The sequence below is a fragment of the Paracoccus yeei ATCC BAA-599 genome (assembly GCF_000622145.1).
GTDB lineage: Bacteria > Pseudomonadota > Alphaproteobacteria > Rhodobacterales > Rhodobacteraceae > Paracoccus > Paracoccus yeei.
The window spans coordinates 13,837-35,578 of record NZ_JHWH01000020.1 but is presented as its reverse complement, the minus strand read 5'-3'; the positions used below and the strand labels follow the sequence as shown (position 1 = coordinate 35,578).

The following is a 21,742-nucleotide window of genomic DNA, read 5'->3' as shown; positions in this document are numbered from 1 at the left end:
TCGCCAGTCGGCTTGCGGGCTATCATCGCCGAAGGCGGAACACGCCCGTCGCGCCCAGGTTCACCAGCAGAATCCGGACCAGTTGGCTGGAGACGACCAGGGCGACATCGGCGTGCAACGCCAGGGCGATCAGCGACATCTCGGTCGTGCCGCCGGGCGCCAGCGTCAGGAAAACCACGCCGAAGCTCTGGCCGACCAGCGGCGCCGCGACACCCGCGACCGACAGGCACACCCCGCACAGGATCGGCACCAGCACCAGCCCGTGGCGCAGGGACTGCCACAGCACGCTCCAGCGGGTGTCGACGAAGTTCGACCCCAGCGCCGAACCGATGACCACCTGGGCCACCACGATCAGGACATGGGGCGGGCTGGCCTGGGTCCAGCCAAGCAGATGAACGCCGGCGCTCAGCAGCAGCGGGCCGATCATCGGCGCGTTGGGCATCGCCAGCCTGCGCGCCGCGCCCCAGCCGACGGCCGCCAATGCGCCGAGCCACAGCCAGTCCGCGCCCGCGATGTCCCCGGCGGTTCGGGTCATCAGCGGCGTTTTCTGGGAATCGACGTGATAGATCAGCCCATAGACCAAGGGCACGATCAGGACCAGCAGCGACACCCGGCAGGCATGGATCAGGGCGATGCGGCGCTCGTCTCCGCCCGCCTGCCCGCCCTGCAGCGCCATTTCCTGCAACCCCGCGGGCATCGCCGCGAAATAGGCTGTGACCGGATCGAACCCGGCGACGCGGCGCAGGTACTGATAGCCCGCAAAGCCGCAGAGCACGGTCGAGACCGTGATCGCGACCAGCAGGACCGCCAGGGTCCCGCCCTGGGCAAAGACCGACGGCTGGAAGGTCGCGCCCAGCGTCACGCCGAGGATCGCGGCAAAGGGCGGGCGCATCGGACGGGTCCGCGCCACCAGCGGCAGTTCCAGCAGCGCGGCGACCATGGTTGCGCACATCGCCCCCAGCATCCAGGCCAGCGGCAGGTGCAGCAGATGGAAGACCCATCCCCCCGCCAGCGCCAGTCCCAGGGTGGCCGGATGGCGCCAGGTCAGATCGCGCAGCACGGCGAGCGCCATTCTTCCGCGCTCAGGACCAGACCGAGGCGGGGATCATCACCTCGCCCCGCGCCAGCAGCCGCGCGGTGCGCATGATCCCGGCCGAGTGCAGCGCCGGCGGCCTGTCCGGACCGGCAGCCTCGTATTCCACCACGACGCCGATGCTGCCCGAGGGATGCTCCAGCACCAGCAGGGCCGGGCTCGGGCCGACCTGCGCAAGGTCTTCGGTCACGCTGCCCGGCACCAGCAGTCCGGCGGCCAGGCATTGCGCCCCGGTCACCGCCATGCTGGGATGGCAGGTCTGCGGCATGAAATAGCGCGCGCTGGCCGCGCCGCCGTGGCGCGCCGGTGCCATGATGGCGAATTTCGGCGTCACCGAGCCGGAAACATCGCCCATGCCCATCAGCGCCCCGGCCTTGATGCGGATCGCCTCGCGCCGGGCGATGAAGCCGGTGTCGGCATCCAGCTCCTCGGGGGTCTCGGTGCCGGTCAGGCCGAAAGCCTCGGCCCGGGCGATGACCACGGGCATGGCGACATCCAGGCAGGTGACGGCGACGCCGTCGATCCCGTCGCGGGGATTTCCGGTGGGCATCAGCTTGCCGGTGACCGAGCCGACGGTTTCGCGGGGCGGCGGTCACGACCGTCAGCAGGCTTTGGCGGACCGAACCGAACAGGTTCCGTTTCAGCCAGTCGCCGGTCGCCATCCGCGCCGAGGGGTCATAGGCCTTGGGCACGGCGGCAGGGGTTGGGGAAAGCGCAGCCATGGCTTACCGCTCCTTGATCGCCACGAGGCGGTTGTAGACGTTCATCAGGGTCGAGGTGACAAGGCTGATGATCAGATAGACCAGCATCATCACGGCGATGGCCTCGACCGCCTGCCCGGTCTGGTTCATCACGGTGTTCCCGATGTTCACCAGGTCGGGATAGCCGACGACGACCGCGATCGAGCTGTTCTTGATCAGGCTGACATATTGGCTGGTCAGCGGCGGCACGATCACCCGCAGCGCCTGCGGCAGCACCACATAGCGCAGGATGAAGCGCGGCCGCAGCGAGATCGAGCGCGCGGCCTCGACCTGGCCCTTGGGCGTGGCCTGGATGCCGGCGCGGACGATTTCCGCGATGAGGCCCGAGGAATACAGCGAAATCCCCAGCATCAGGCCGACGAATTCGGGGCTGATCGACGCGCCGCCGGCAAAGCTGAAGCCCTTGCGCTCGGGGAAGCTGATGACATGGGGGGCGCCGAAGGCCAGCCAGACCAGAAGCGGCAGGCCCAGGATCAGGCCGATGCCCGGCAGCAGCATGTCGACATACTTGCCGGTGTTCTCGCGGTGGCGCTTGGCCATGCGGGTGCCGATCACGGTCAGCACGATGCCCAGCACCATCGCGGCCCCCATCCAGACATGCGCCGGATCGGCGGCCGGGACGGCGAAGGACAGGCCGCGGTTGCTGACGAAGCCCAGGCCGAACAGCTCGACCGCCTGGCGCGGCGCGGGCAGGTTGCGGATCACCGCGGACCAGAAGATCACCTGCAGGATCACCGGGATGTTGCGCACGATCTCGACATAGGTCAGCGCGATGCGTTGCAGCAGCCAGTTGCTGGATACCCGCGCGATCCCCACCGAAAAGCCGATGACGGTGGCGACGACGATGCCGGCGGCGGAAACGGTCAGGGTGTTCAGCAACCCGACCAGCAGCGCGCGGCCATAGGTGTCTCGCGGGCTGTAGGCGATCAGCTTCTCGCCGATCTCGAACTGCGAGACCTGGTCGAGAAAGGCGAAGCCGGTCGCAATGCTCTGGCGCTGCAGGTTCGTGACCACGTTCTGATAAAGATAAAGGCCAAGAAGGACGACGGCGGCAGCCAGCGCGACCTGATAGATCAGGGTGCGAAAGGCTTCGCTGTTCAGGATGTCCTTCAGGCTCCTGGCGGGACGTTTCCCGCCTCTGGCCGGAGTGGCGTCAGTCATGTGTTGTCCCCGAAGGTCGTCGTGAGGCTTGCCCCCGCACCCGAAGGACGGGTGCGGGCACGATGGCAGATGTCCCGGCCGGGCCTTACTGCATCGGGAAGCCGTAAAGCAGGCCACCCTCGGTCCACAGCGTGTTCTGGTCCCGTTCCAGGGCCACCGGCGTGTCGGGGCCGAAGTGCCGCATGTAGATGTCTTCGTAGTTCCCGACCTGCTTGACGACGTTGTAGGCCCAGGCATTGTCGACGCCCAGCTTGGTGCCGTTGTCGCCGATCACGCCCAAGAGGGTCTGGATGTCAGGATCCTCGGAGGATTTCATCTCGTCGACATTGGCCTGGGTGACACCCAGTTCCTCGGCGTTGAAGGTGGCGTAGGTCACCCATTTGACCAGATCGTACCACTGGTCGTCGCCCTGGCGGACGGCCATCGCCAGCGGCTCCTTGGAATAGATGCCGGGCAGCATGACATGGGCCGACGGGTCCTGCGTGTCAAAGGCGCGCACGCCGGGCAGCGCCGCCTTGTCCTTGGTCAGCGCGTCGCAGCGGCCGGTGACATAGGCGTCGACCAGCTGCTTGTTGTTCTCGATCACGACCGGGGTATAGCTCATGCCGCGCGCGGCAAAGATCTGCGCCACGTTGCGCTCGGTCGTCGATCCGGGTGCCATGCAGATGGTGGCGCCGTCCAGATCCTCGATCTTGGCGATGCCGTCGGCTTCGCGGACCAGAAAGCCCGTGCCGGTGTAAAAGACCGGCGGAGCGAAGTTCAGCCCCAGCGCCGTGTCGCGCCCCAGCGTCGCGCTGACGTTGCGGGCCAGCACGTCCACCTCGCCCGACTGGATCGCCGGGAAACGCTGCTGCGAGGACAGCGCGACAAAGCGCACCTTGTTCGCGTCGCCAAAGATCGCGGCGGACAGGGCGTGGCAAAAATCGACCTCGAAGCCGCTCCACTTGCCCTGGCTGTCAGGGGCCGCAAAGCCATGGCGCGCCGGATGCACGCCGCACAAAAGCTCGCCCCGCGCCTTGACCGAAGCCAGCGTGTCGCCCGAATCCGCAACCGCGGCCGGAGCGGCCGCGACCGCAAGCACCAGGCCCGTCACCGCGGACAGGCCGACAGTCTTTACCTTGTTCAATCCGATCTCCTCTCTCTGCTGGAAGGGCTTGGCAAGCTTCGTGCCCATACTTCTGTCAACGCCCATGCCCTATTGTGTACAGATGTATTTAGAAGTATGCAACAGGGAACAGAACTCTAAGGAAGCGATCCCATGAAGAATAAGAATCTCTGTCTCGACACACGGGTGACCCACAGCGGCCGTGCGCCGGAGCAGCATTTCGGCATGGTGAACACGCCTGTGTATCGGGCCTCGACGATTCTGTTTCCGAACCTGGCGGCGCTGGAGGCCAAGGAAGGCGCCAAGCTGCGTTATGGCCGTCGCGGCACGCCAACGACGCATGCCCTGGAGGATGCGATCTGCGCGCTGGAGGGCGCCGAACGCGCGCTTGTCGCCCCCTCGGGCGTCAGCGCGCTCAGCACCGTGCTGATGAGCCATGCCGAACCCGGCGCGCATTTCCTTGTGACCGACAACGCCTATGGTCCGACGCGCAAGTTCTGCGAATTCACCCTGCGCAAGTTCGGCATCGAGACGACCTATTACGACCCGGCCATCGGCGCCGGGATCGAGGCACTGATCCGCCCCGAAACCAGGCTGATCTGGATGGAATCGCCCGGCTCGCAGACCTTCGAGGTGCAGGACGTGGCCGCCATCACCGAGGTCGCCCGCCGCCGCGGCGTCACCACCGCCATCGACAACACCTGGAGCGGCGGCTATTTCTTCCAGCCGATCGCGCATGGCGTCGACATCTCGGTGCAGGCCGGGACCAAGTATATCTCGGGTCATTCGGACCTGATGCTGGGCACCATCGCCTGCAGCGCCGCAATCTATGACCGCCTGCGCGAAACCTACCTGCGTTTCGGGGTCTGCGTCGGTTCGGACGACGCCTATCTGGCGCTGCGCGGACTGCGCACCATCGGCGTGCGCATGCGCCATCACCACGCCAGCGGGCTTCAGGTCGCGAACTGGCTGCTGGAACAGCCCGAGGTGCTGCGCGTCATGCACCCGGCCCTGCCGCAGGACCCCGGCCACGCGTTGTTTCGGAAATACTTCACCGGCGCCTCGGGCCTGTTCGGCTTCGTGATGAAATCGGTCGAGCATGACGCATTGGCGCGGATGTTCGACGGGTTTTCGCTGTTCGGCATGGGGTCGAGCTGGGGCGGCTATGAAAGCCTGATCGTGCCCAGCAATCCCTCGGTCTATCGCAGCGCGACGGAATGGAACCCCGGCGGCCAGACCGTGCGCATCCATGTCGGGCTTGAGGATCCGGCCGATCTGATCGACGAGCTTCGCAAGGGCCTTGATCGGCTGCGCGCATGATCCGCCGTCGCCCTTCCCCGATCCGGGGCAGCCTGCGATGACGGGCCAGCTCCAGGGCCACAGGCAGATCGCCGACCGGCGCAGCCCGTTCGAACACCTGCTGGACCTGATCGAAAAGGGCGAGCTGCGCCCCGGACATCGGCTGCGCGAGACCGAACTGGCAGAGCGCCTTGGCATCAGCCGCACCCCCGTGCGCGAGGCGCTGCACCGGCTGCACGCGATGGGCCTGGCCACGCCCGGGCGGCAGCGCGGGCTGATCATCGCCCATATGAGCTATGACCAGCTTCGGCAGCTGTTCGCGGTCCGCGAGGGGCTGGAGGGGATGGCGACGCGCCTTGCGGCCTCGCACGCGTCCTTCGCCGAGATCGCGCTGCTGCGCGAGATGGTGGCCGAGGACCGGCGCACCGCCGACCGCGAACGCCTGGTGCAGCGCAACAAGCTGCTGCACCGCCAGATCGTGCAGGCGTCGCACAATGATTACATGATCGAGGCGCTGAACAATCTCAGCGTCCATCTCAGCCTGCTGCCCGGCTCGACTTATGCCACGCCGTCCCGCATCCTGACCGCGCAGGCCGAGCACGAGGCCATCGTCGAGGCCATCGCTGCCCGTGACGGCGAAGGCGCCGAACGGGCCGCGCGCACGCATATCGCCGAAGGCTTCGCCATCCGCCTGAAGATGCTGGCCGAAGCCCCCTGACAGGAACGCCCGCAAGAGGTTCGCCATGACTGACAATCCCGTGTCCCCGCTGGTCACCGCCTTTTTCGACCCGGCGACCAATACGGTTTCCTATGTGGTCCAGGATCCGGCCTCGGATGCCTGCGCCGTCATCGATTCGGTGATGGACATCGACTATGCCGCCGGGCGCATCAGCTACCGGCACGCCGACCAGATCATCGCCTTCGTGCGGGACCGCAACCTGCGCCTTGAATGGCTGATCGAAACGCATGTCCATGCCGATCACCTGTCCGGCGCGCCCTATATCCAGGCCGCGCTTGGCGGCAGGCTGGGGATCGGCGCGCAGATCACCGTGGTGCGGGAAACCTTCGGCAAGATCTTCAACGAAGGCACCGAGTTCCAGCGCGACGGCAGCCAGTTCGACCGGCTGTTTCAGGATGGCGACACCTATCAGATCGGCACCATGACCTGCCGCGCGATCCACACGCCCGGCCACACGCCCGCCTGCATGACCCATGTGATCGGCGACGCGGCCTTCGTCGGCGACACGCTGTTCATGCCCGACGGCGGCTCGGCGCGCGCCGATTTCCCCGGCGGCGATGCCGGCACGCTTTACGACAGCATCCAGAAGGTGCTGGCCCTGCCCGACGACACCCGCCTGTTCATCTGCCACGACTATGGCCCGAACGGGCGCGAGATCGCCTGGGAAACCACCGTGGCCGAGGAAAAGGCCCACAACATCCATGTCGGCGGCGGCCGCTCGCGCGAGGAATTCATCGCCTTTCGCACCGCGCGCGATGCGCAACTCGACATGCCCCGGCTGATCATCCCGTCCCTGCAGGTGAACATGCGCGCAGGCGCGTTGCCGCCCGCCGATGACAGCGGCAACCACTATCTGAAAGTCCCCGTCAACCTGCTGTGACGCAGGCGGCCTTTCGTTCGCATCAGGAGGAACAGACATGGATCGCCGCCAGATAGAGCCGGGATTCGCCGTTTCGGGGCAGCTTTTCCCGCAAGACCTGCCCGGCCTTGCAGCCCAGGGTTTTCGCAGCGTGATCTGCAATCGCCCCGATGGCGAGGCTGCGGACCAGCCGGGCTTTCAGGCCATCGCGCAGGCGGCCGCGGCGGCGGGGTTGCAGGCGCTTTACCTGCCGGTCCAGCCCGGCATGGTGCGCGATGCCGACGCCGCAGCTTTCGCCCAGGCCCTGTCGGACCTGCCGGGCCCGGTGCTGGCCTATTGCCGCACCGGGATCCGCTCGGCCAGCCTGTGGTCGCTGGCGCAGGCCGGGCAGCGCCCGATCGCGCAGATCGTCGAACGGACCAAGGCGGCCGGCCTTGACATGTCCGGCATCGTCCGCCGCATCGCCCATGGCGGGCGCACCCCCACCGACAGCGCCGACGCCCATGCCGATGTCGTCATCGTCGGCGGCGGGGCGGCCGGCATCGCCGTGGCGGCCAGCCTGCGCAGGCGGATGCCCGATCTGGACATCGCGCTGATCGACCCGGCCGAGGTGCATTACTACCAGCCCGGCTGGACCCTTGTCGGCGGCGGGGTCTTTCGGGCGGCGACCACGGCCCGCACCATGGCATCGCTGATCCCGCGCGGCGTGCGCTGGATCAGGGCCGCCGTCGCCGCCTTCGATCCCGCGAACGATGCGGTGATCATCGACGCCTGCCGGGTGGTCCGCTATGACCGGCTGATCGTCTGCCCCGGCATCAAGCTGGACTGGGGCCGGATCGAGGGCCTGGAAGCGACGCTGGGCCTGAACGGCGTCACCTCGAATTACCGCTACGACCTCGCGCCCTATACCTGGGAACTGGTCAGCGGGCTAAGATCCGGCCGCGCCATCTTCACCCAGCCGCCGATGCCGATCAAATGCGCCGGTGCGCCGCAAAAGGCCATGTATCTGTCGGGCGACGCCTGGCTGCGCGCGGGCGTGCTCGGCAACATCCGGATCGAGTTCATGAATGCCGGCGGCGTGCTTTTCGGGGTCAAGGACTACGTCCCGGCGCTGATGGACTATGTCCGGCGCTATGACGCGGGCCTGAACTTCTTTCACGATCTGGTCGCCATCGACGGGCCGGGCCGCCGCGCGGTCTTTGACGTCGCCGAACCCGGTCAGCCGGCCCGCCGGGTCGAGCGCGACTTCGACATGATCCATGTCTGTCCGCCGCAGGTCGCACCCGATTTCATCCGCGCCTCGGCCCTGGCGGATGCGGCGGGATGGGTCGACGTCGACCAGGCGACGCTGCGCCACAAGGCGCATGACAACATCTGGTCGCTGGGCGACGTGACGAACGCACCCAACGCCAAGACCGCCGCCGCGGCCCGCAAGCAGGCGCCGGTGGTCGCGGAAAACGTCATCGCCGACATTCGCGGGCAAGGACCGGCCGCGCAATACGACGGCTACGGCTCGTGCCCGCTGACGGTCGAGCGCGGCAAGATCGTCCTGGCCGAATTCGGCTATGGCGGCGCGCTGAAACCCTCGTTCCCGAAGGCGCTTCTGGACGGCACCCGCCCCAGCCGGGCCGCGTGGTTCCTGAAAGAGCGGATGCTGCCGCCGATCTATTGGCAGGCCATGCTGCGCGGCCGCGAATGGCTGGCGCGTCCCGAAAAGCTGCCCACGGCCAGATAGGCCCGCCCCAGGACATTCCGTATGATCGATATATTGCATTACGCGCTCGGCGGCCTGTCGGGAGCGCTGGTCGGGCTGACCCTGGGACTGGTCGGCGGCGGCGGCTCGATCCTGTCGGTGCCGCTGATGGTCCATGTCGTGGGCGTGGCCGATCCCCACGTGGCCATCGGCACCAGCGCCCTTGCGGTCGCGGTCAATGCGGCGGCCAGCCTGTCGCACCACGCGCGCGCGCAGACGGTCAAATGGCGCTGCGGCGGCATCTATGCGGCGGCGGGGATCCTGGGGGCCGTGCTCGGCTCGACCCTGGGCATGGCGATCGACGGGCAGAAGCTGCTGTTCCTGTTCGCGCTGCTGATGCTGGCGGTCGGCGGGCTGATGCTGCGCAACCGTCGCGCCATCGGCGAACCCGGCGCGCAATGCAACCGCGAGAACGCGCCCAAGGTCATGGGCTTCGGACTGGCGACCGGCGTGTTTTCCGGCTTCTTCGGCATCGGCGGCGGGTTCCTGATCGTGCCGGGGCTGGTCGCCTCGACCCATATGCCGATCATCAACGCGGTGGGCACCAGCCTGGTCGCGGTCACGGCGTTCGGGCTGACGACGGCGGTGAATTACGCCTTTTCCGGCCTGGTCGCCTGGGGGCTGGCCGCCGTCTTCGTCGCCGGCGGCATCGCGGGCGGGCTTTACGGGGCGCGCCTGTCGCGCAGCCTGTCGGGCAAGGGCACGCTGAGCACGGTCTTTGCCGGGCTGATCTTTGCCGTCGCGCTTTACATGCTGTGGAAAAGCTGGCCGACCTAGACCGGCGATCACGCCCGCGCCAGCAGTTCCAGCAGGATGCCGCAGCAGGCTTCGACACCCAGGCGGATGCTGCCCTCGTCCGGCTGGTAGTCGGGCGCGTGCACGCGGTCGCTCCGCCCCGGCTGGCCCGAGCCGATGTGGAAGCGGAACCCCGGCACCGCATCCGAGAACAGGGCGAAATCCTCGGCCCCCATGCCGGGTGGCAGTTCGTCGATGACATCGCCGAAGCGCGCCCGCAGCGCGGCGCGCACCGGGACGAACAGCGCCGCGTCATTGACCTGGGCGCAGACGCCGCGCCTGTAGTCCAGCGCGCATTCCACGTCATGGGCCAGCGCCACCGCCCGGCATTGCCGGGCGATGGCGGCCTGCAGCGTGTTGCGCACCGTCTCCGACCGCGTGCGCAAGGTGCCCGACAGGCTGGCGGTGTCGGGGACCACATTATGCGAATGGCCCGCCTGGATCATGCCCAGGCCCAGGATCGCGGGCACCGCAGGATCGGCCAGCGCCGGCACCAGTGCGGGCAAGGCCAGCGCCAGCGAGGCGACGGCCGGAATCGGGCTGCGGGTCTGGTGCATGCGCGCGGTGTGGCCGCCCTGCCCCCGCACCGTGACGACAAAGCGGTCCGACGACGCCGTGGTCGCGCCGTGGACCATGCCGAAGCGACCCACCGGCAGGTCCGGCTTGTTGTGAAAGCCGATGGCCATGTCGACGCCGTCCAGGACGCCGTCGTCGATCATCGCCTGCGCGCCCTCCAGGATCTCTTCGGCCGGCTGGAAGACGATGCGCAGCCGTCCATGCAGGCGCGGCGCGATCCCGGCCATGACCAGCGCCGTCCCGGCCCCGATCGCCGCATGCAGGTCGTGGCCGCAGGCGTGCATCACGCCGGGCGTTTCGCTGGCAAAGGGCAGGCCCGTCGCCTCATGGATCGGCAGCGCATCGATATCGGCGCGCAGCAGGATGCAGGGCCCCGGCGCACCGCCGTCGATGTCCACGACCACGCCCGTTCCGCCGATCCCGCCGCGCGGCTGCAGGCCTGCCGCCTCAAGTTCGGCCACCAGCCGCGCGGCGGTGCGGTGCTCCTGAAAGGCCAGCTCGGGATGGCGGTGCAGATCGCGGCGCAGGGCGATCAGTCGCGGCTCAAGCGCCGCGCTGGCCTGGGCGACATGCTGGTCGAAATCGCTGCGGTTCTTCTGCACGCCGGTCCCCCAGGCTCAAGGCTGCGATCAGATGCCGACATCCATCGCAAGCGTCCGCTCATCGTTGCGTCCGGCATATGTCAGCCCCGACTTGAACGCCCAGACATCGACCGGGTGATACAGCGGGATGATCGCGACATCGTCCATCGCCATCTTGCTGGCGCGGCCATAAAGCGCGGCCCGCTTGGCATCGTCCATGGTGGATTGGCCTTCCAGCACCAGCGCATCCACCTCGGGGTTGGAATAGCGCAGGCGGTTGTTGGCGCCGTGGCCCTTTTCCTTGTCCTGCGTCATCAGCACGTTGCGCAGCGACGGGCCGCTGTCGCCCATGCTGGCGCCATAGCCCACCAGGAAGAAGCTGTAGGTCGAGCCGCCCTCGGGCCCGCCGCTGGTCGCGCGCTGATAGAAGACGCTGGCGGGCATGGTGTCGACCTGCACCGCGATGCCGATGCGGCTGAGCATCTGGGCAACCGCCTGCGTCACCTCGGAATCGCGGATGAAGCGGTCGTTCGGGCCGTGCAGCGTCAGGCTGAAGCCGTCAGGCAGGCCCGCCTCGGCCAGCAGGGCCTTGGCGCGGTCCAGATCGACCGCCGGCAGCGCCAGGTCGGGGCTGGCGCCAAAGATGGTGTCGGGGACTAGCTGCCTGGCCGGAATGCCGTTGCCGCCCAGGATGCGGTCGCAGATCGCCTTACGGTCGATCGCCAGGTTCATCGCCTCGCGCACACGGTGATCGCGCAGGACGTTCGGGATTTCCCCGCCATCCTTGCCGCGCACGAAGGGCGAGACCGCGCGGCTTTGGTCCATGGTCAGGAAGATGCAGCGGTTCGGCGTACCGCGCGCAAGCGCGACGTCGGACAGCGCCTCAAGCCCCTTCACATCCGCCGGGGGCACCTTGTCGATCAGATCGACGTCGCGGGCCCGCAACGCCGCGATGCGCGAGCCGCCGACCGGGATCGGGCGGATGACCACCTGCGTGAAGCTGGGCTTCTCGCCCCAGTAATCCTCGTTCCGGGCCAGCACGATGCGGCTGGTCAGATCGGCCTCGACCAGCTTGTAGGGGCCAGTGCCGATGGCGGCCTTGCCGCTGTTGTAATCGTCGGTCGTGGCCGTGCCTGCCACCGCCTTCGAGACGATGGCGCAGGTGGACAGCTCATCGGCGACCACCGGGTTCGGGATCGGCGTGCGGATCAGGAACACCCGGTCGCTGACCTTTTCCAGCACCTTGTCCTGAAGATAGCTGCGCATGTTGAAGATCGCGCCCGGAACGTTCTGCGCGCGCTCAAGCGTGAAGGCGATGTCCTCGATGGTCAGCGGGTCGCCGTTGTGAAAGCGCACGCCGTCGCGCAAGGTGAATTCCCAGGTCAGTTCGTCCAGCGCCTTCCAGCGTTCGGCAAGGCCCGGCCCGACGGTCATGTCGGGCTTGCCATGCGCCACCCGGTCGAAGATATGCTGCGCCAGGGCATTGTTCTGGCTGACCAGGTGCCAATGCGGGTCGATCGCCGTCGGCTCGGTCGACAGGCCGATGGTCAGCGTTCCGCCGGGTTCGGCCGCCAGCACCCGCCCCATGCCCCACCAGGGCAATGTCGCCGCCGCCCCGGCCATGCCCAGAAATCCCCTGCGCGCGATTGTCATCCTGACCTCTCCTGTTCTCACTGGGCACACATGAAAAATCATATGTATACATGTGTCTTTATGCCGGAAGGCTAGGTCCATCGTCCGCTTGGAGGCAAGAGTTTTTTTATGCTTTTCTTTGTGCTGCCAAAGGAAGGAATACCTACGCGGCCGCCATGCCGGAACAATGGGCGGCCATTGTGCAAATCGTTGTGAAATCGACGGCACTGCGCTTATAGAGGGAAAACTGCCCGTTCCATCCATACTTAAGAGACAGAACCCACATGTCCCGTGAGAAATCCGAAACCTCGTCCCGCCCCCGATCGCGCACGGCCTCGGCTTCGGGAGACCTGGTTTCCGACATCTATGACATGGTGCGCAAGGAAATCACCACCGGGGCGCTGCGCGTGGGCGACCGGGTGACCGAGGTCGACCTGGCCGAGCGTTTCGGCGTCTCGCGTACCCCGGTGCGCGATGCCGTTTCCCGGCTTGAAGCGGACGGGCTGCTGACGAACGAGCCGCGCCGGGGGCTCGTGGTCACCGTCCTGAGCCATCAGCAGGTGGTCGAGCTGTATTTCATGCGCGAGATCCTGGAGGGCGCCTCGGCGCGCCTGGCCGCGCAAAGCGCCAGCGATATCGAGCTGTCCATGCTGGAGGAGCTGAGCAACAAGGAGGCCCAGTCGCTGGGCGACATCGGCGCGCTGGTGGAAATCAATCGCAACTTCCACCGGCTGATGATGCTGGCCGCGCACAACCGCTATCTGCTGCGCAGCCTGTCGCAGCTGACGCTGACGATGTCGCTGCTGCCCAGCCTGCTGGACAAGGGCGACCGGGCCCAATCCGCTGCCGAGGAACATCGCGCCATCGTCAAGGCCCTGCTGGCGCGCGACCGCGAAGGCGCGGAAGAGGCGGCGCGCAAGCATATCCGGTCATCGCAGCAGCACCGCATGCTGTTCAGCCTGGATGCCCGGGCCGAGGACTAGGGCTCGTCCAGGAGGCTGGCGAGCCCGGGCTGACGGCGCGATGCGCACCACAGCGCCAGGATCAGGCACAGCCCGCCGGAGAAGGCCAGGACCAGGCGCAGGCCGACAAGATCGGACAGGCCGCCGATGGCCAACGCGCCCGCCGCCGGACCGCCGCGAAAGATCATCGTGTGCAGGGACAACACGCGGCCCCGACGCGACGGGTCCGCGGTCATCTGGATCACGCTCAGGTTGGACACCGCGCTGACCACCAGGGCCGTGCCCAGCAGGAACAGCAGCGCCAGCGCGGGCACCCGCCCCGGCGCCAGCGCCAGCAGGATGACGATGCAGGCCAGCGCGCCCGCCGCCGTCAGCGCCATCAGCGCCAGCCGGCGCGGCGAGCGTCCGCGCGCCACCAGGATGCCGCCCAGCATCGCGCCGGCGCCCACCACGGCGGACATGCGCGCGAACAGCTCGGCCTCATGGCCGAACAGCGCGGCATAGCCCGGCAGGATTTCCGGGACCGAGCGCGCCAGCAGCGCCGCCGCGACCGAGATGCCCATCATCAACCGCAGCCCGGGATGCGAAAAGGCATAGCCCAGCCCGTCGCGGGACATGCGGCCCAAGGGCTCGGGTGTCGGGGGCCGCGCAAGCGGGGGGTCGCGCAGCAGATGCAGGGCAGCGCAGAACAGCAGCGCGGCCAGCGCATTGGCGATGAAGGCCAGCGCCGCGCCGCCCGACGCCAGCAGCGCCGCCGCGAGCATGGGCCCCGCAAAGCGGGCCAGGTTGAAGAGCATCGAGTTCAGCGCCAGCGCATCCGCCAGCCGGGGACGCGGCACCAGCATCGGCACCAGCGACAGGCGGAACGGGTTGTCGACCGCCGTGGCGATGCCGCCCAGCCCCACCAGGACCAGCATCAGTCCCGGCGTCAGCGCCCCGTCGCCCCACCGCGCCAGGGCGAACAGCGCCAGCGCCTGCCCGGCCAGCAGCAGCTGCACCGCCCGCATGACCCGCAGATAGCGCCAGCGATCCGCCAGCACGCCGGTCAGCGGCGACAGCAACACCATCGGCGCCAGCTCGACAAAGGCCAGCGCGCCGATCCAGGTGCCGGAATGCGTCATCCGCCACATCAGCCAGGCCAGCGCCGTGCGCTGCGCCCACTGGCCCAGCAGCGACGGAACGTTGCCGATCGTGAAATGGCGATAGGCCCGGCAGCGCAGCGCGCCAAGCACCCCCGGCAGAACCGTCATCGACGCCCCGGCATCCCCCGAGCAACGCCCAGCAGATCGGCGGCGAGCGGCGCCACGGTCTCGATACCGGCCGGCGCCTCGCACAGACCGGCGATGCGCGCGGCCCAGCCTTCGGGCAATCCGCCCCTGGCGACGCAATCGTGGAACTTGGCCAGCAGATCGGCGAAATCCGCCGGATTGTCGGCATGCCCGCGCGGACGGCGAACCTCCTGCGCCGCCAGGGACGCGCCCGATGCGTCGAACAGTTCGACCCGGTCGAACAGCGCATAGCCGTCCAGAGCGGGATCGCGATGGTCGGCGATCCGGCGCGAGATCTGGGGCATCAGCGCCCGCACCTCCGGCGCGGCCAGCCCCGCATCGCCCAGTTCGGCCAGCCCCAGCCGTCCCCGCAGCAGCGCCGTGGCCACGCAGAACTCCAGGCTGAAACGCGCCTCGGACACGGTCGCCGGGTCGCGAAAGCGCAGCGTCGTGCTGTGGCGGTCGCTGGTCGTCACCTCGACCCGCAGCCCCGCCTGCGCGGGCAGCCGCGTCGACAGCGCCACCGCCGCATCCACCGCCCGATGCGCCGCATAGCAGACCGGATAGCGCTTCACGCTGGGCTGGCGGCGGGCCAGCATCCAGCCGGGCGTTTCCTCGCAGTTCAGGGCCCGGTCCCGGTCCACGGCGCCCTGCGGCGTGAAGCAGGCCAGAAACCCCTTGGCGCCCTCAAGCGCATCGTCGCTGGCGCCCATGCCGCCTTGCGCCAGCTGCGCGGCCAGAAGCCCGGCCTCGGCCGCGCGCCCGGCGTGAAAGGGCTTGGCCATCGAGCCGAAATTGACCACCAGCCCCGCGGCCATGCTGGCCCCCAGTCCCAAAGCCGCCGCGATCCGCGCCCGATCCAGACCCAGCAGCACCGCGACCGCACCCGCCGCCGCGACCGCGCCCAGAACCGGGGTCGGGTGAAAGCCGCGCCGGTGATACATGTCGCGGTCGCGGGTGGCGAGTTCGGACCAGACCTCGTATCCCGCGACATAGGCGCGCGCGAAATCCGCACCCGAGACCGGCCGGCCCAGACTGGCCGCCAGCAGCGCCGGCACCAGCACGGCGCTGACATGACCGCCGAAAGCGACATCGTCGAAATCCAGCGCATGGGCGGCCGTGCCCAGAAGCATGGCCGCCTCGCGCGCCATCGACGGCCCGTCGGCTGCGGTCAGGACCGGGGCCAGCCGGGTGACGGGCGCCTCGGCGCAGCCCGCCACCATGACGCCGATCGTGTCCAGCAGCGCGCGCGACACCGCCGCCAGCGCCTGCTGGTCAAGATCGGCGCCGGGGGCCAGGCGCGCGGCCAGGACATGGGCCAGCCGCTGCGTCAGCGGATAGGGGCTCGCGGGCTGCATCTTTGGTCAGCCCCGCGCCCGCAGCCGGGCGGTCGCCGCCGCGTCGATCCGACCCGCCGGCGACACCACGGCCTTGTAATCCTGCGCGGCGCTTTCGGGCGTGACATAGCCCAGGGCAACATCCCGCGCGATCTGATCCAGCGGACGCTCGGTCGCGGGGCCGTAGCCGCCGCCGCCCGGCATCTCGATGACGACGCGGTCGCCCGCCGGGATGGTCTGGGTACCCTTGGCCTTCAGCGCCTCGCCCGAGGCCAGCGACACCCGACCGCGCGCTCCGTGATCGCCGCCTTCGCGCCCCCGCGCCGGGTTCACCACCCGCTCGAACCGGGCAAAGAAGGTCAGCGGCTCGCCCGTGCGGTTGCCGATCTCCATCACCTGCCCCAGCCCGCCGCGCTGGCGGCCCGGCCCGCCGGAATCCGCCAGCAGTTCCTTGCGCCAGACCACCAGCGAGGTGATGGACTCGGTGACCTCGACCGGGACGTTGCGGATGCCCGAGGGGAAGGGCGTCGCCGACAGCCCGTCCAGCGCCGGGCGCGCGCCGGTGCCGCCGGAATGGAAGCTGGTGACCATGAAGGCCGGCGCCTTGTCGGAAGCCGCCGCCGCCAGCCGGATGTTCCACAACGTGCCGGTGCTTTCTGCGGGCACGCGATCCTCGAGCGCCTGCGCCAGACAGCCGAAGACCAGATCGGGCAGGAACATCCCGATGGTCGACCGGGCCACCACCGGGCGGGGGAACCTGGGGTTGGCGATGCAATCCTCGGGCGCGCTCAGGGTGATGCAGGCCAGGGTCGCGGCATTGTTCGGCAGGCCGGGCGCGACCAGGCATTTCACCCCGAACGAGGCATAGGCCTCGGCATAGCAGATCGGGCAGTTGATGCCAAAGCGCGACGGGCCCGAGGTGCCCTCCATGTCGATGTGGATGCCTTCGTCGCCGACGGTCACCTCGGCGCAAAGCGTGATCGGCTCCTCGTAGCCGTCGATGGTGATGCTGTTCTTCCAGCTTCCCTTGGGCAGCTTGCCGATGGCTTCGATCATCGCCTTGCGCGACCGGGCCAGGATTTCCGCGCCGATGCTTTCGAGATCGTCCAGGCCGTATTCGTCCATGATCGTCAGCAAGCGGCGGGCACCGACATCGTTGCACGAGACCAGCGCGAAAATGTCGCCTTCGACCTGCGCAGCCTCGCGGACATTGGCGCGCACGATGCGCAGCAGCGACTCGTTCATCACGCCGCGATCCGCGATCTTCATGATGGGAATGAACAGTCCCTCGCCATAGACCTCGCGCGATTCCGGCGAGGGGCCGTTGCCGCCGATATCGACGACATGGGTGGTGCAGGCGAACAGCGCGATCATGCGCCCGGCCCGGAACACGGGCGTCACCACCGTCAGGTCGGACAGGTGGCCGGTCGCTTTCCACGGATCGTTGGTGATGAAGACATCGCCCTCGGCCATGGTTTCGGGCGGAAATTCGGCCAGGAAATGGCGCACGGAATTCGCCATCGAGTTGATGTGGCCGGGCGTGCCGGTCACGGCTTGCGCCAGCATGTCGCCGCGAACGTCGAACACGCCCGCCGACACGTCGCCAGCCTCGCGGGTCGAGGTCGAAAAGCCGGCGCGGATCAGGCTGCGGGCCTGTTCCTCGACTGCGGCGATCATGCGGCTCCAGACGATCTGAAGCTGGATGGTCTTGATGGCTGCGGTCATTGGGCGGCCTCCTCGGCGGTCAGGATGATATTGCCGCGCGCGTCGATGCGGGCGGCAAAGCCGCGCGGAACGGTGGTGTTGGTCTCGGCTTCGGTGATCAGGACCGGGCCTTGCAGCATGGTGCCGGGGGCCAGGTCGGGACGGCTGTGGATCTCCGCCGTCAACTCCTGGATGGTGGCAAGGTCGATCACCTTGTGGCTGCGCAGGGCCGAGGGGGCGGGCTGGGCGGCGGCGTCCCCCAGGGCGGGGGCGGCGGGATGCCGTGGCCCCGACACGGTCAGCGTCCAGGTCAGGCATTCGATGTCCATGCCGGGGATGATGCGGCCGAAATGGCGGACATACTCCGCCTCGAAGCGGCTGCGGATCTCGGCCTGGATGTCCATCTCGGGCAGGCCCTGCGGCAATGCGATCTGCACCTCGTGCCCCTGCCCGCGATAGCGGACGTAAAGCGTCGCCTCCTCGGTCAGCGGCTGGTCGGCGGGCAGGACGCTGCGGACGAAACCGGAGGCCTCGTCGCGCATCTCGTCCAGAACGGCGCTGAGCGCGCCACGGTCGATGCCGCCCAGCAGCATCAGCCGGGTGCGCACCGCCTCATAGGCGACCGGGGCCATCAGGAAGCCATGGGCCGAGCCGACGCCCGCGCCGCGCGGGATGACGATGCGCTCGATGCGCAGCTTTTGCGCGATGCGGGCGGCATGCATGGGCGCGGCGCCGCCAAAGGCGATCATGGTGCGGCCTTCCAGTTCCACGCCGTTGTCGGTGGCATGAACACGGGCGGCATTGGCCATGTTCTCGTCCACGACCTCGATCATCGCGACCGCCGCGCCGCGCACGTCCATGCCCAGGCGATCGCCGATGTGGCCCGACAGCGCGGCTTGGGCCAGGGCCACGTCGGGGCGGAAGCTGCCGCCGGCAAAGCCTTCGGGATCGATCTTGCCGACCACCAGATCGGCGTCGGTCACCGCCGGACGCAGACCGCCACGGCCATAGCACGCGGGCCCCGGCTCGGACCCTGCGCTTTCCGGCCCGACCGACACGCCGCCAAGCGCATCGACCCCGCCCAGCGAACCGCCGCCCGCGCCGATCTCGACCAGGTCGATGACCGGCACGCGCAGCGGCATGCCGCTGCCGCGCAGGAAGCGATAGGCCCGCGCCACCTCAAGATGGCGGCTGCGCTGCGGCGCGCCGTCGTCGATCAGCACCAGCTTGGCGGTGGTGCCGCCCATGTCGAAGGCGATGACCTTGTCCAGCCCCAGTTCGCGCGCGATCTGCGAGGCCAGCACCGCGCCCCCCGCCGGGCCGGATTCGACCAGCTTGATCGGCTGTTCGCAGGCGATGTCCAGACTGGTCAGCCCGCCCGAGGACATCATCAGCATCACCTGGCAGCCGACGCCGATCTGGCGCAGGCTGCTTTCCAGACGGCGCAGGTAGCCTTCCATCACCGGCTGGACATAGGCATTGGCGCAGGCGGTCGAGCCGCGTTCGTATTCGCGCATCTCGGGGCAGATGCGTGCCGAAAGCGTGATGCGCAGTTCCGGCATGGCCGCGCGCAGGATCGCGCCGACGCGCGCCTCGTGCGCCGGATTGGCATAGGAATGCAGCAGGCAGACCGCCACAGCCTCGATGCCGTTTTCGCGCAGGAGCGGGACCAGGGCGGCAACGCTGGCGTCGTCGAGGTCAAGCAGGACCGAGCCATCGGCCGCCATGCGCTCGGTCACCTCAAGCCGCAGGTTGCGCGGCACCAGCGGCTCGGGCCGAACCATATAGAGGTCGGAGACCTCGAAACGGTGCTCGAAGGCGATTTCCAGCGAGTCGCGCAAGCCCCGCGTGGTGATCAGCGCGATCTTCGCGCCCTTGCGCTCGATCAGCGCATTGGTGGCCAGCGTGGTGCCGTGGACCATGACGCCGACCGCCTCGGCAGGCGTTCCCGACCGTTGCAGCAGATCGGAAACCCCGGTCATCACGGCCTGCTCGGGGGCGGCATGGGTGGTCAGATATTTCCCGGACAGGAATTCGCCGGGCGCCGTTTCCAGAACCACATCGGTGAAGGTTCCGCCGATATCGACGGCAAGGCGGGGCGCATAGGGTGATTTCATGGAAACCTCGGTTCGAGTGTCAAGCGGTTCGGCGCAGTCGGCCGGAAGGGAATGTCAGGACCGGCCGGCGGCCATCAGGCTCCAGTTCGGCCCGCGCCATGCGTCATGGCCAAGATGGCGCAGCACGGCCCAGAGCGAGGCCAGGTTCGAGGAGATGACCGGGCGGCCCAGCCGCGCCTCGAGCGTGGCGATGCGGTCCAGCGTCAGCAGGTTGGTGCAGCTGATGAACAGCGCATCCGCCTCGCGGATGGCATCGGCGTGCCGAAAGGCCAGCGCCATCGTCTCGGCGTCCGAGACCGCGCCGATCGGATGATCCGCATCGCAGGGCAGGCTGTCGCACAGGTTCACGACGACGCCCGCCTGCTTCAGGAACGCGATCTCGGCGTGGTTGACCGCGTCGGGATAGGGGGTGATCAGCACGACGTTGCGCGCGCCAAGCGCCTCGTGCGCGGCCAGCACCGCCCCCGCGGTCGTCAGGCAATGCGTGTCGGTTTCGCAGGCGATGCGGATCGGAATATCCTGCGAGCCCTCGATGAAGCTGCCCGAGGTGCAACCGTAAAGAATGACCTCGGGCCGGGTCCGCATCAGGGACCGCGCCGCCGGCAAGGCCTCATCGCCCATCTCCAGCAGCGAGGCGAAGTCGAGCCCGGCGTCGGTCCGGCGCACCGCGCGAGCGGTGTTGAAGGCGAAGCCCGGCGGCAGATAGCGCGAGAATTCCCATTCCAGCGCCATGTTGCCCGCCGGAACGATCAGCCCGATGCGGCGCAGATCGGCATGTCTCATGCCGCGCCTCCCGTGGCGCAGGCGGCGGCCATGCGCGCAAAGCCGCGGTCCAGGTCGTCGATCAGCTCATCGGGGTTTTCCAGCCCGACATGCATGCGCATGGTCTGCCCGCCCGCCGCCCATTCGGTCGCGCTGCGATGCGGACGCGGATCGGTCGGGATCAGCAGGCTTTCATAGCCGCCCCAGCTTGCGCCCATGCCGAACAGGTCCAGCCCGTCCATCATCGCGGCCAGCGCCGGGCGCGGCACGTCGCGGATGACAAAGCCGAACAGGCCCGACGCGCCGCTGAACTGGTCCTGCCACAGCGCATGGCCGGGGTCCTGCGGCAGGGCGGGGTGCATGACGCGGATCACCTCGGGGCGGGTCAGCAGCCAGTTCGCCAGCTTCAGCGCGCCGGCCTGATGCTGGTTCAGCCGCAGCGGCAGCGTGCGCATGCCGCGCAGCATCATGAAGGCGTCGTCCGGCCCGACGCACAGCCCCATGCTGGCCGCCATGTCGCGCATCAGCGGCAGCGCGGCCTGGTCGCAGGCCAGGGTTCCCATCATCAGGTCGGAATGGCCCGACAGGTATTTCGTCCCGGCCTGGACCGAGACATCGACCCCCAGCGCCAGAGGCTGGCAGAAGAGCCCCCCCGACCAGGTGTTGTCCGCCACGGTCATGACGCCGTGATCGCGCGCGACGGCGGCGATGGCGCGCATGTCGGTCATCTCGAAGGTCTGCGAACCGGGCGCCTCCATCCAGATCAGCCGGGTGCGTTCGCCGATCCGGGCGGCGATCCCCGCCCCGATGGCCGGATCGAAGAACTCCGTCCGCACGCCCAGCCGCGCCAGCACGTCCTGGCAAAAGGCGCGACAGGGGCCATAGACGTTGTCGGCCACCAGATAATGCGCGCCGGGCCGGGCATGCGCCAGCAGCGCCACCGAGATCGCCGACACGCCCGAGGGCGCCAGCACGGTTCCCGCCGCCTGCTCCAGCACCGACACCGCCTCTTCCAGCGACTGGCTGGTGGGGGTGCCCCGCCTGCCATAGCGCACCGGCCTGGACTTGCGGTCGGCATGGTCCGCCAGGGTCGGAAACAGGATGGTCGAGGCGCGATAGACCGGCGTATTGACCGCGCCGTGATGCTCGGCCGAGCGGCGCCCGACGTGGCACAGCGTGGTTTCGACCGTCCGCGCGCCGCTGGCTTTCTTGTCGTCATCCTTCATGGAAGCATCCCC

Annotated in this window: 17 protein-coding genes and 1 pseudogene; 6 read left to right on the top strand and 12 right to left on the bottom strand. The window is 68.6% G+C overall.

Features of this window, described 5'->3' with window-relative positions; all coding sequences use genetic code 11:
- Positions 1-22: 22 nt before the first annotated feature.
- The 4 genes and pseudogenes from BU28_RS0112155 to BU28_RS0112140 all read right to left on the bottom strand — a co-directional run bounded on the left by BU28_RS0112155 (position 23) and on the right by BU28_RS0112140 (position 4,141).
- A complete protein-coding gene (locus BU28_RS0112155) occupies positions 23-1,072 on the bottom strand; it encodes an AbrB family transcriptional regulator (RefSeq protein WP_051578161.1) in 1,050 nt (349 codons plus the stop codon).
- Positions 1,073-1,082: 10 nt separating this feature from the next.
- Positions 1,083-1,658: pseudogene (locus BU28_RS22840) on the bottom strand (PrpF domain-containing protein); the annotation flags it as partial.
- A 160-nt stretch (positions 1,659-1,818) separates the two neighbouring features.
- On the bottom strand, positions 1,819-3,015 hold the full coding sequence (locus BU28_RS0112145; protein WP_028719726.1) for an amino acid ABC transporter permease: 1,197 nt from the start codon (positions 3,013-3,015) through the stop codon (positions 1,819-1,821).
- A gap of 85 nt (positions 3,016-3,100) precedes the next feature.
- Positions 3,101-4,141, bottom strand: coding sequence for an amino acid ABC transporter substrate-binding protein (locus BU28_RS0112140; protein ID WP_028719725.1), 1,041 nt, complete (start codon positions 4,139-4,141; stop codon positions 3,101-3,103).
- Positions 4,142-4,273: 132 nt separating this feature from the next.
- On the opposite strand from BU28_RS0112140, the gene metC (BU28_RS0112135) reads away from it, so the two are divergent.
- Genes metC (BU28_RS0112135) through BU28_RS0112115 form a run of 5 tightly spaced genes read left to right on the top strand, consistent with a single transcriptional unit; the run spans position 4,274 to position 9,547 of the window.
- Positions 4,274-5,440, top strand: a complete 1,167-nt coding sequence (gene metC, locus BU28_RS0112135; RefSeq protein WP_028719724.1) for a cystathionine beta-lyase — start codon at positions 4,274-4,276, stop codon at positions 5,438-5,440.
- 37 nt (positions 5,441-5,477) lie between these two features.
- Complete coding sequence (locus BU28_RS0112130; protein WP_051578174.1) at positions 5,478-6,137, top strand: GntR family transcriptional regulator; 660 nt, start codon at positions 5,478-5,480, stop codon at positions 6,135-6,137.
- A 25-nt stretch (positions 6,138-6,162) separates the two neighbouring features.
- On the top strand, positions 6,163-7,038 hold the full coding sequence (locus BU28_RS0112125) for an MBL fold metallo-hydrolase (RefSeq protein ID WP_028719722.1): 876 nt from the start codon (positions 6,163-6,165) through the stop codon (positions 7,036-7,038).
- Positions 7,039-7,075: 37 nt separating this feature from the next.
- Entirely contained in the window at positions 7,076-8,752 is a 1,677-nt protein-coding gene (locus tag BU28_RS0112120) for a bifunctional protein tyrosine phosphatase family protein/NAD(P)/FAD-dependent oxidoreductase (protein WP_028719721.1), read from the top strand.
- 21 nt (positions 8,753-8,773) lie between these two features.
- Positions 8,774-9,547 (top strand): sulfite exporter TauE/SafE family protein, encoded by a 774-nt coding sequence (locus BU28_RS0112115; protein WP_028719720.1) that lies wholly within the window; start codon positions 8,774-8,776, stop codon positions 9,545-9,547.
- Between the two features lie 8 nt (positions 9,548-9,555).
- Here the strand turns inward: BU28_RS0112115 and BU28_RS0112110 are convergent, their stop codons facing one another.
- Together BU28_RS0112110 and BU28_RS22835 are read right to left on the bottom strand one after the other, a co-directional pair.
- Positions 9,556-10,743: a M20 metallopeptidase family protein gene (locus BU28_RS0112110; RefSeq protein ID WP_028719719.1), complete on the bottom strand. Its 1,188-nt coding sequence runs from the start codon at positions 10,741-10,743 to the stop codon at positions 9,556-9,558.
- A gap of 27 nt (positions 10,744-10,770) precedes the next feature.
- A complete protein-coding gene (locus BU28_RS22835; RefSeq protein ID WP_051578159.1) occupies positions 10,771-12,375 on the bottom strand; it encodes an ABC transporter substrate-binding protein in 1,605 nt (534 codons plus the stop codon).
- A 263-nt stretch (positions 12,376-12,638) separates the two neighbouring features.
- Between BU28_RS22835 and BU28_RS0112100 the strand changes: the two genes are divergently transcribed.
- The gene (locus BU28_RS0112100) at positions 12,639-13,337 is read left to right on the top strand and encodes a GntR family transcriptional regulator (RefSeq protein WP_051578158.1); all 699 of its coding nucleotides are present in this window, start codon (positions 12,639-12,641) and stop codon (positions 13,335-13,337) included.
- On the opposite strand, the gene BU28_RS0112095 is transcribed toward BU28_RS0112100, so the two are convergent.
- The 6 genes from BU28_RS0112095 to metC (BU28_RS0112070) are packed head-to-tail and all read right to left on the bottom strand — an operon-like array spanning position 13,334 to position 21,730.
- Positions 13,334-14,566: an MFS transporter gene (locus tag BU28_RS0112095; RefSeq protein WP_028719717.1), complete on the bottom strand. Its 1,233-nt coding sequence runs from the start codon at positions 14,564-14,566 to the stop codon at positions 13,334-13,336. The genes BU28_RS0112100 and BU28_RS0112095 overlap by 4 nt on opposite strands.
- Positions 14,563-15,942, bottom strand: a complete 1,380-nt coding sequence (locus tag BU28_RS22830) for an MmgE/PrpD family protein (protein WP_051578157.1) — start codon at positions 15,940-15,942, stop codon at positions 14,563-14,565. Before BU28_RS22830 ends, BU28_RS0112095 begins: the two co-directional genes overlap by 4 nt.
- Positions 15,943-15,948: 6 nt before the next feature.
- Positions 15,949-17,646 carry a hydantoinase B/oxoprolinase family protein gene (locus BU28_RS22825; protein ID WP_036762771.1) on the bottom strand — a complete coding sequence of 566 codons (1,698 nt, stop codon included), beginning with the start codon at positions 17,644-17,646 and terminating at the stop codon, positions 15,949-15,951.
- Positions 17,643-19,742, bottom strand: a complete 2,100-nt coding sequence (locus BU28_RS0112080) for a hydantoinase/oxoprolinase family protein (RefSeq protein WP_028719716.1) — start codon at positions 19,740-19,742, stop codon at positions 17,643-17,645. The genes BU28_RS22825 and BU28_RS0112080 overlap by 4 nt, the downstream gene beginning before the upstream one ends.
- Before the next feature lie 54 nt (positions 19,743-19,796).
- Positions 19,797-20,525, bottom strand: coding sequence for a maleate cis-trans isomerase family protein (locus tag BU28_RS22820; RefSeq protein ID WP_051578156.1), 729 nt, complete (start codon positions 20,523-20,525; stop codon positions 19,797-19,799).
- Complete coding sequence (gene metC, locus BU28_RS0112070) at positions 20,522-21,730, bottom strand: cystathionine beta-lyase (protein ID WP_051578155.1); 1,209 nt, start codon at positions 21,728-21,730, stop codon at positions 20,522-20,524. The genes BU28_RS22820 and metC (BU28_RS0112070) overlap by 4 nt, the downstream gene beginning before the upstream one ends.
- Between the last annotated feature and the right edge of the window lie 12 nt (positions 21,731-21,742).

Coding starts and splice junctions, on each gene's coding strand:
- BU28_RS0112155 (WP_051578161.1), bottom strand. CDS start 1,072: ATGGCGCTCGCCGTGCTGCGCGATCTGACCTGGCGCCATCCGGCCACC.
- BU28_RS0112145 (WP_028719726.1), bottom strand. CDS start 3,015: ATGACTGACGCCACTCCGGCCAGAGGCGGGAAACGTCCCGCCAGGAGC.
- metC (WP_028719724.1), top strand. CDS start 4,274: ATGAAGAATAAGAATCTCTGTCTCGACACACGGGTGACCCACAGCGGC.
- BU28_RS0112130 (WP_051578174.1), top strand. CDS start 5,478: ATGACGGGCCAGCTCCAGGGCCACAGGCAGATCGCCGACCGGCGCAGC.
- BU28_RS0112125 (WP_028719722.1), top strand. CDS start 6,163: ATGACTGACAATCCCGTGTCCCCGCTGGTCACCGCCTTTTTCGACCCG.
- BU28_RS0112120 (WP_028719721.1), top strand. CDS start 7,076: ATGGATCGCCGCCAGATAGAGCCGGGATTCGCCGTTTCGGGGCAGCTT.
- BU28_RS0112115 (WP_028719720.1), top strand. CDS start 8,774: ATGATCGATATATTGCATTACGCGCTCGGCGGCCTGTCGGGAGCGCTG.
- BU28_RS22835 (WP_051578159.1), bottom strand. CDS start 12,375: ATGACAATCGCGCGCAGGGGATTTCTGGGCATGGCCGGGGCGGCGGCG.
- BU28_RS0112100 (WP_051578158.1), top strand. CDS start 12,639: ATGTCCCGTGAGAAATCCGAAACCTCGTCCCGCCCCCGATCGCGCACG.
- BU28_RS0112095 (WP_028719717.1), bottom strand. CDS start 14,566: ATGACGGTTCTGCCGGGGGTGCTTGGCGCGCTGCGCTGCCGGGCCTAT.
- BU28_RS22830 (WP_051578157.1), bottom strand. CDS start 15,942: ATGCAGCCCGCGAGCCCCTATCCGCTGACGCAGCGGCTGGCCCATGTC.
- BU28_RS22825 (WP_036762771.1), bottom strand. CDS start 17,646: ATGACCGCAGCCATCAAGACCATCCAGCTTCAGATCGTCTGGAGCCGC.
- BU28_RS0112080 (WP_028719716.1), bottom strand. CDS start 19,742: ATGAAATCACCCTATGCGCCCCGCCTTGCCGTCGATATCGGCGGAACC.
- BU28_RS22820 (WP_051578156.1), bottom strand. CDS start 20,525: ATGAGACATGCCGATCTGCGCCGCATCGGGCTGATCGTTCCGGCGGGC.
- metC (WP_051578155.1), bottom strand. CDS start 21,730: ATGAAGGATGACGACAAGAAAGCCAGCGGCGCGCGGACGGTCGAAACC.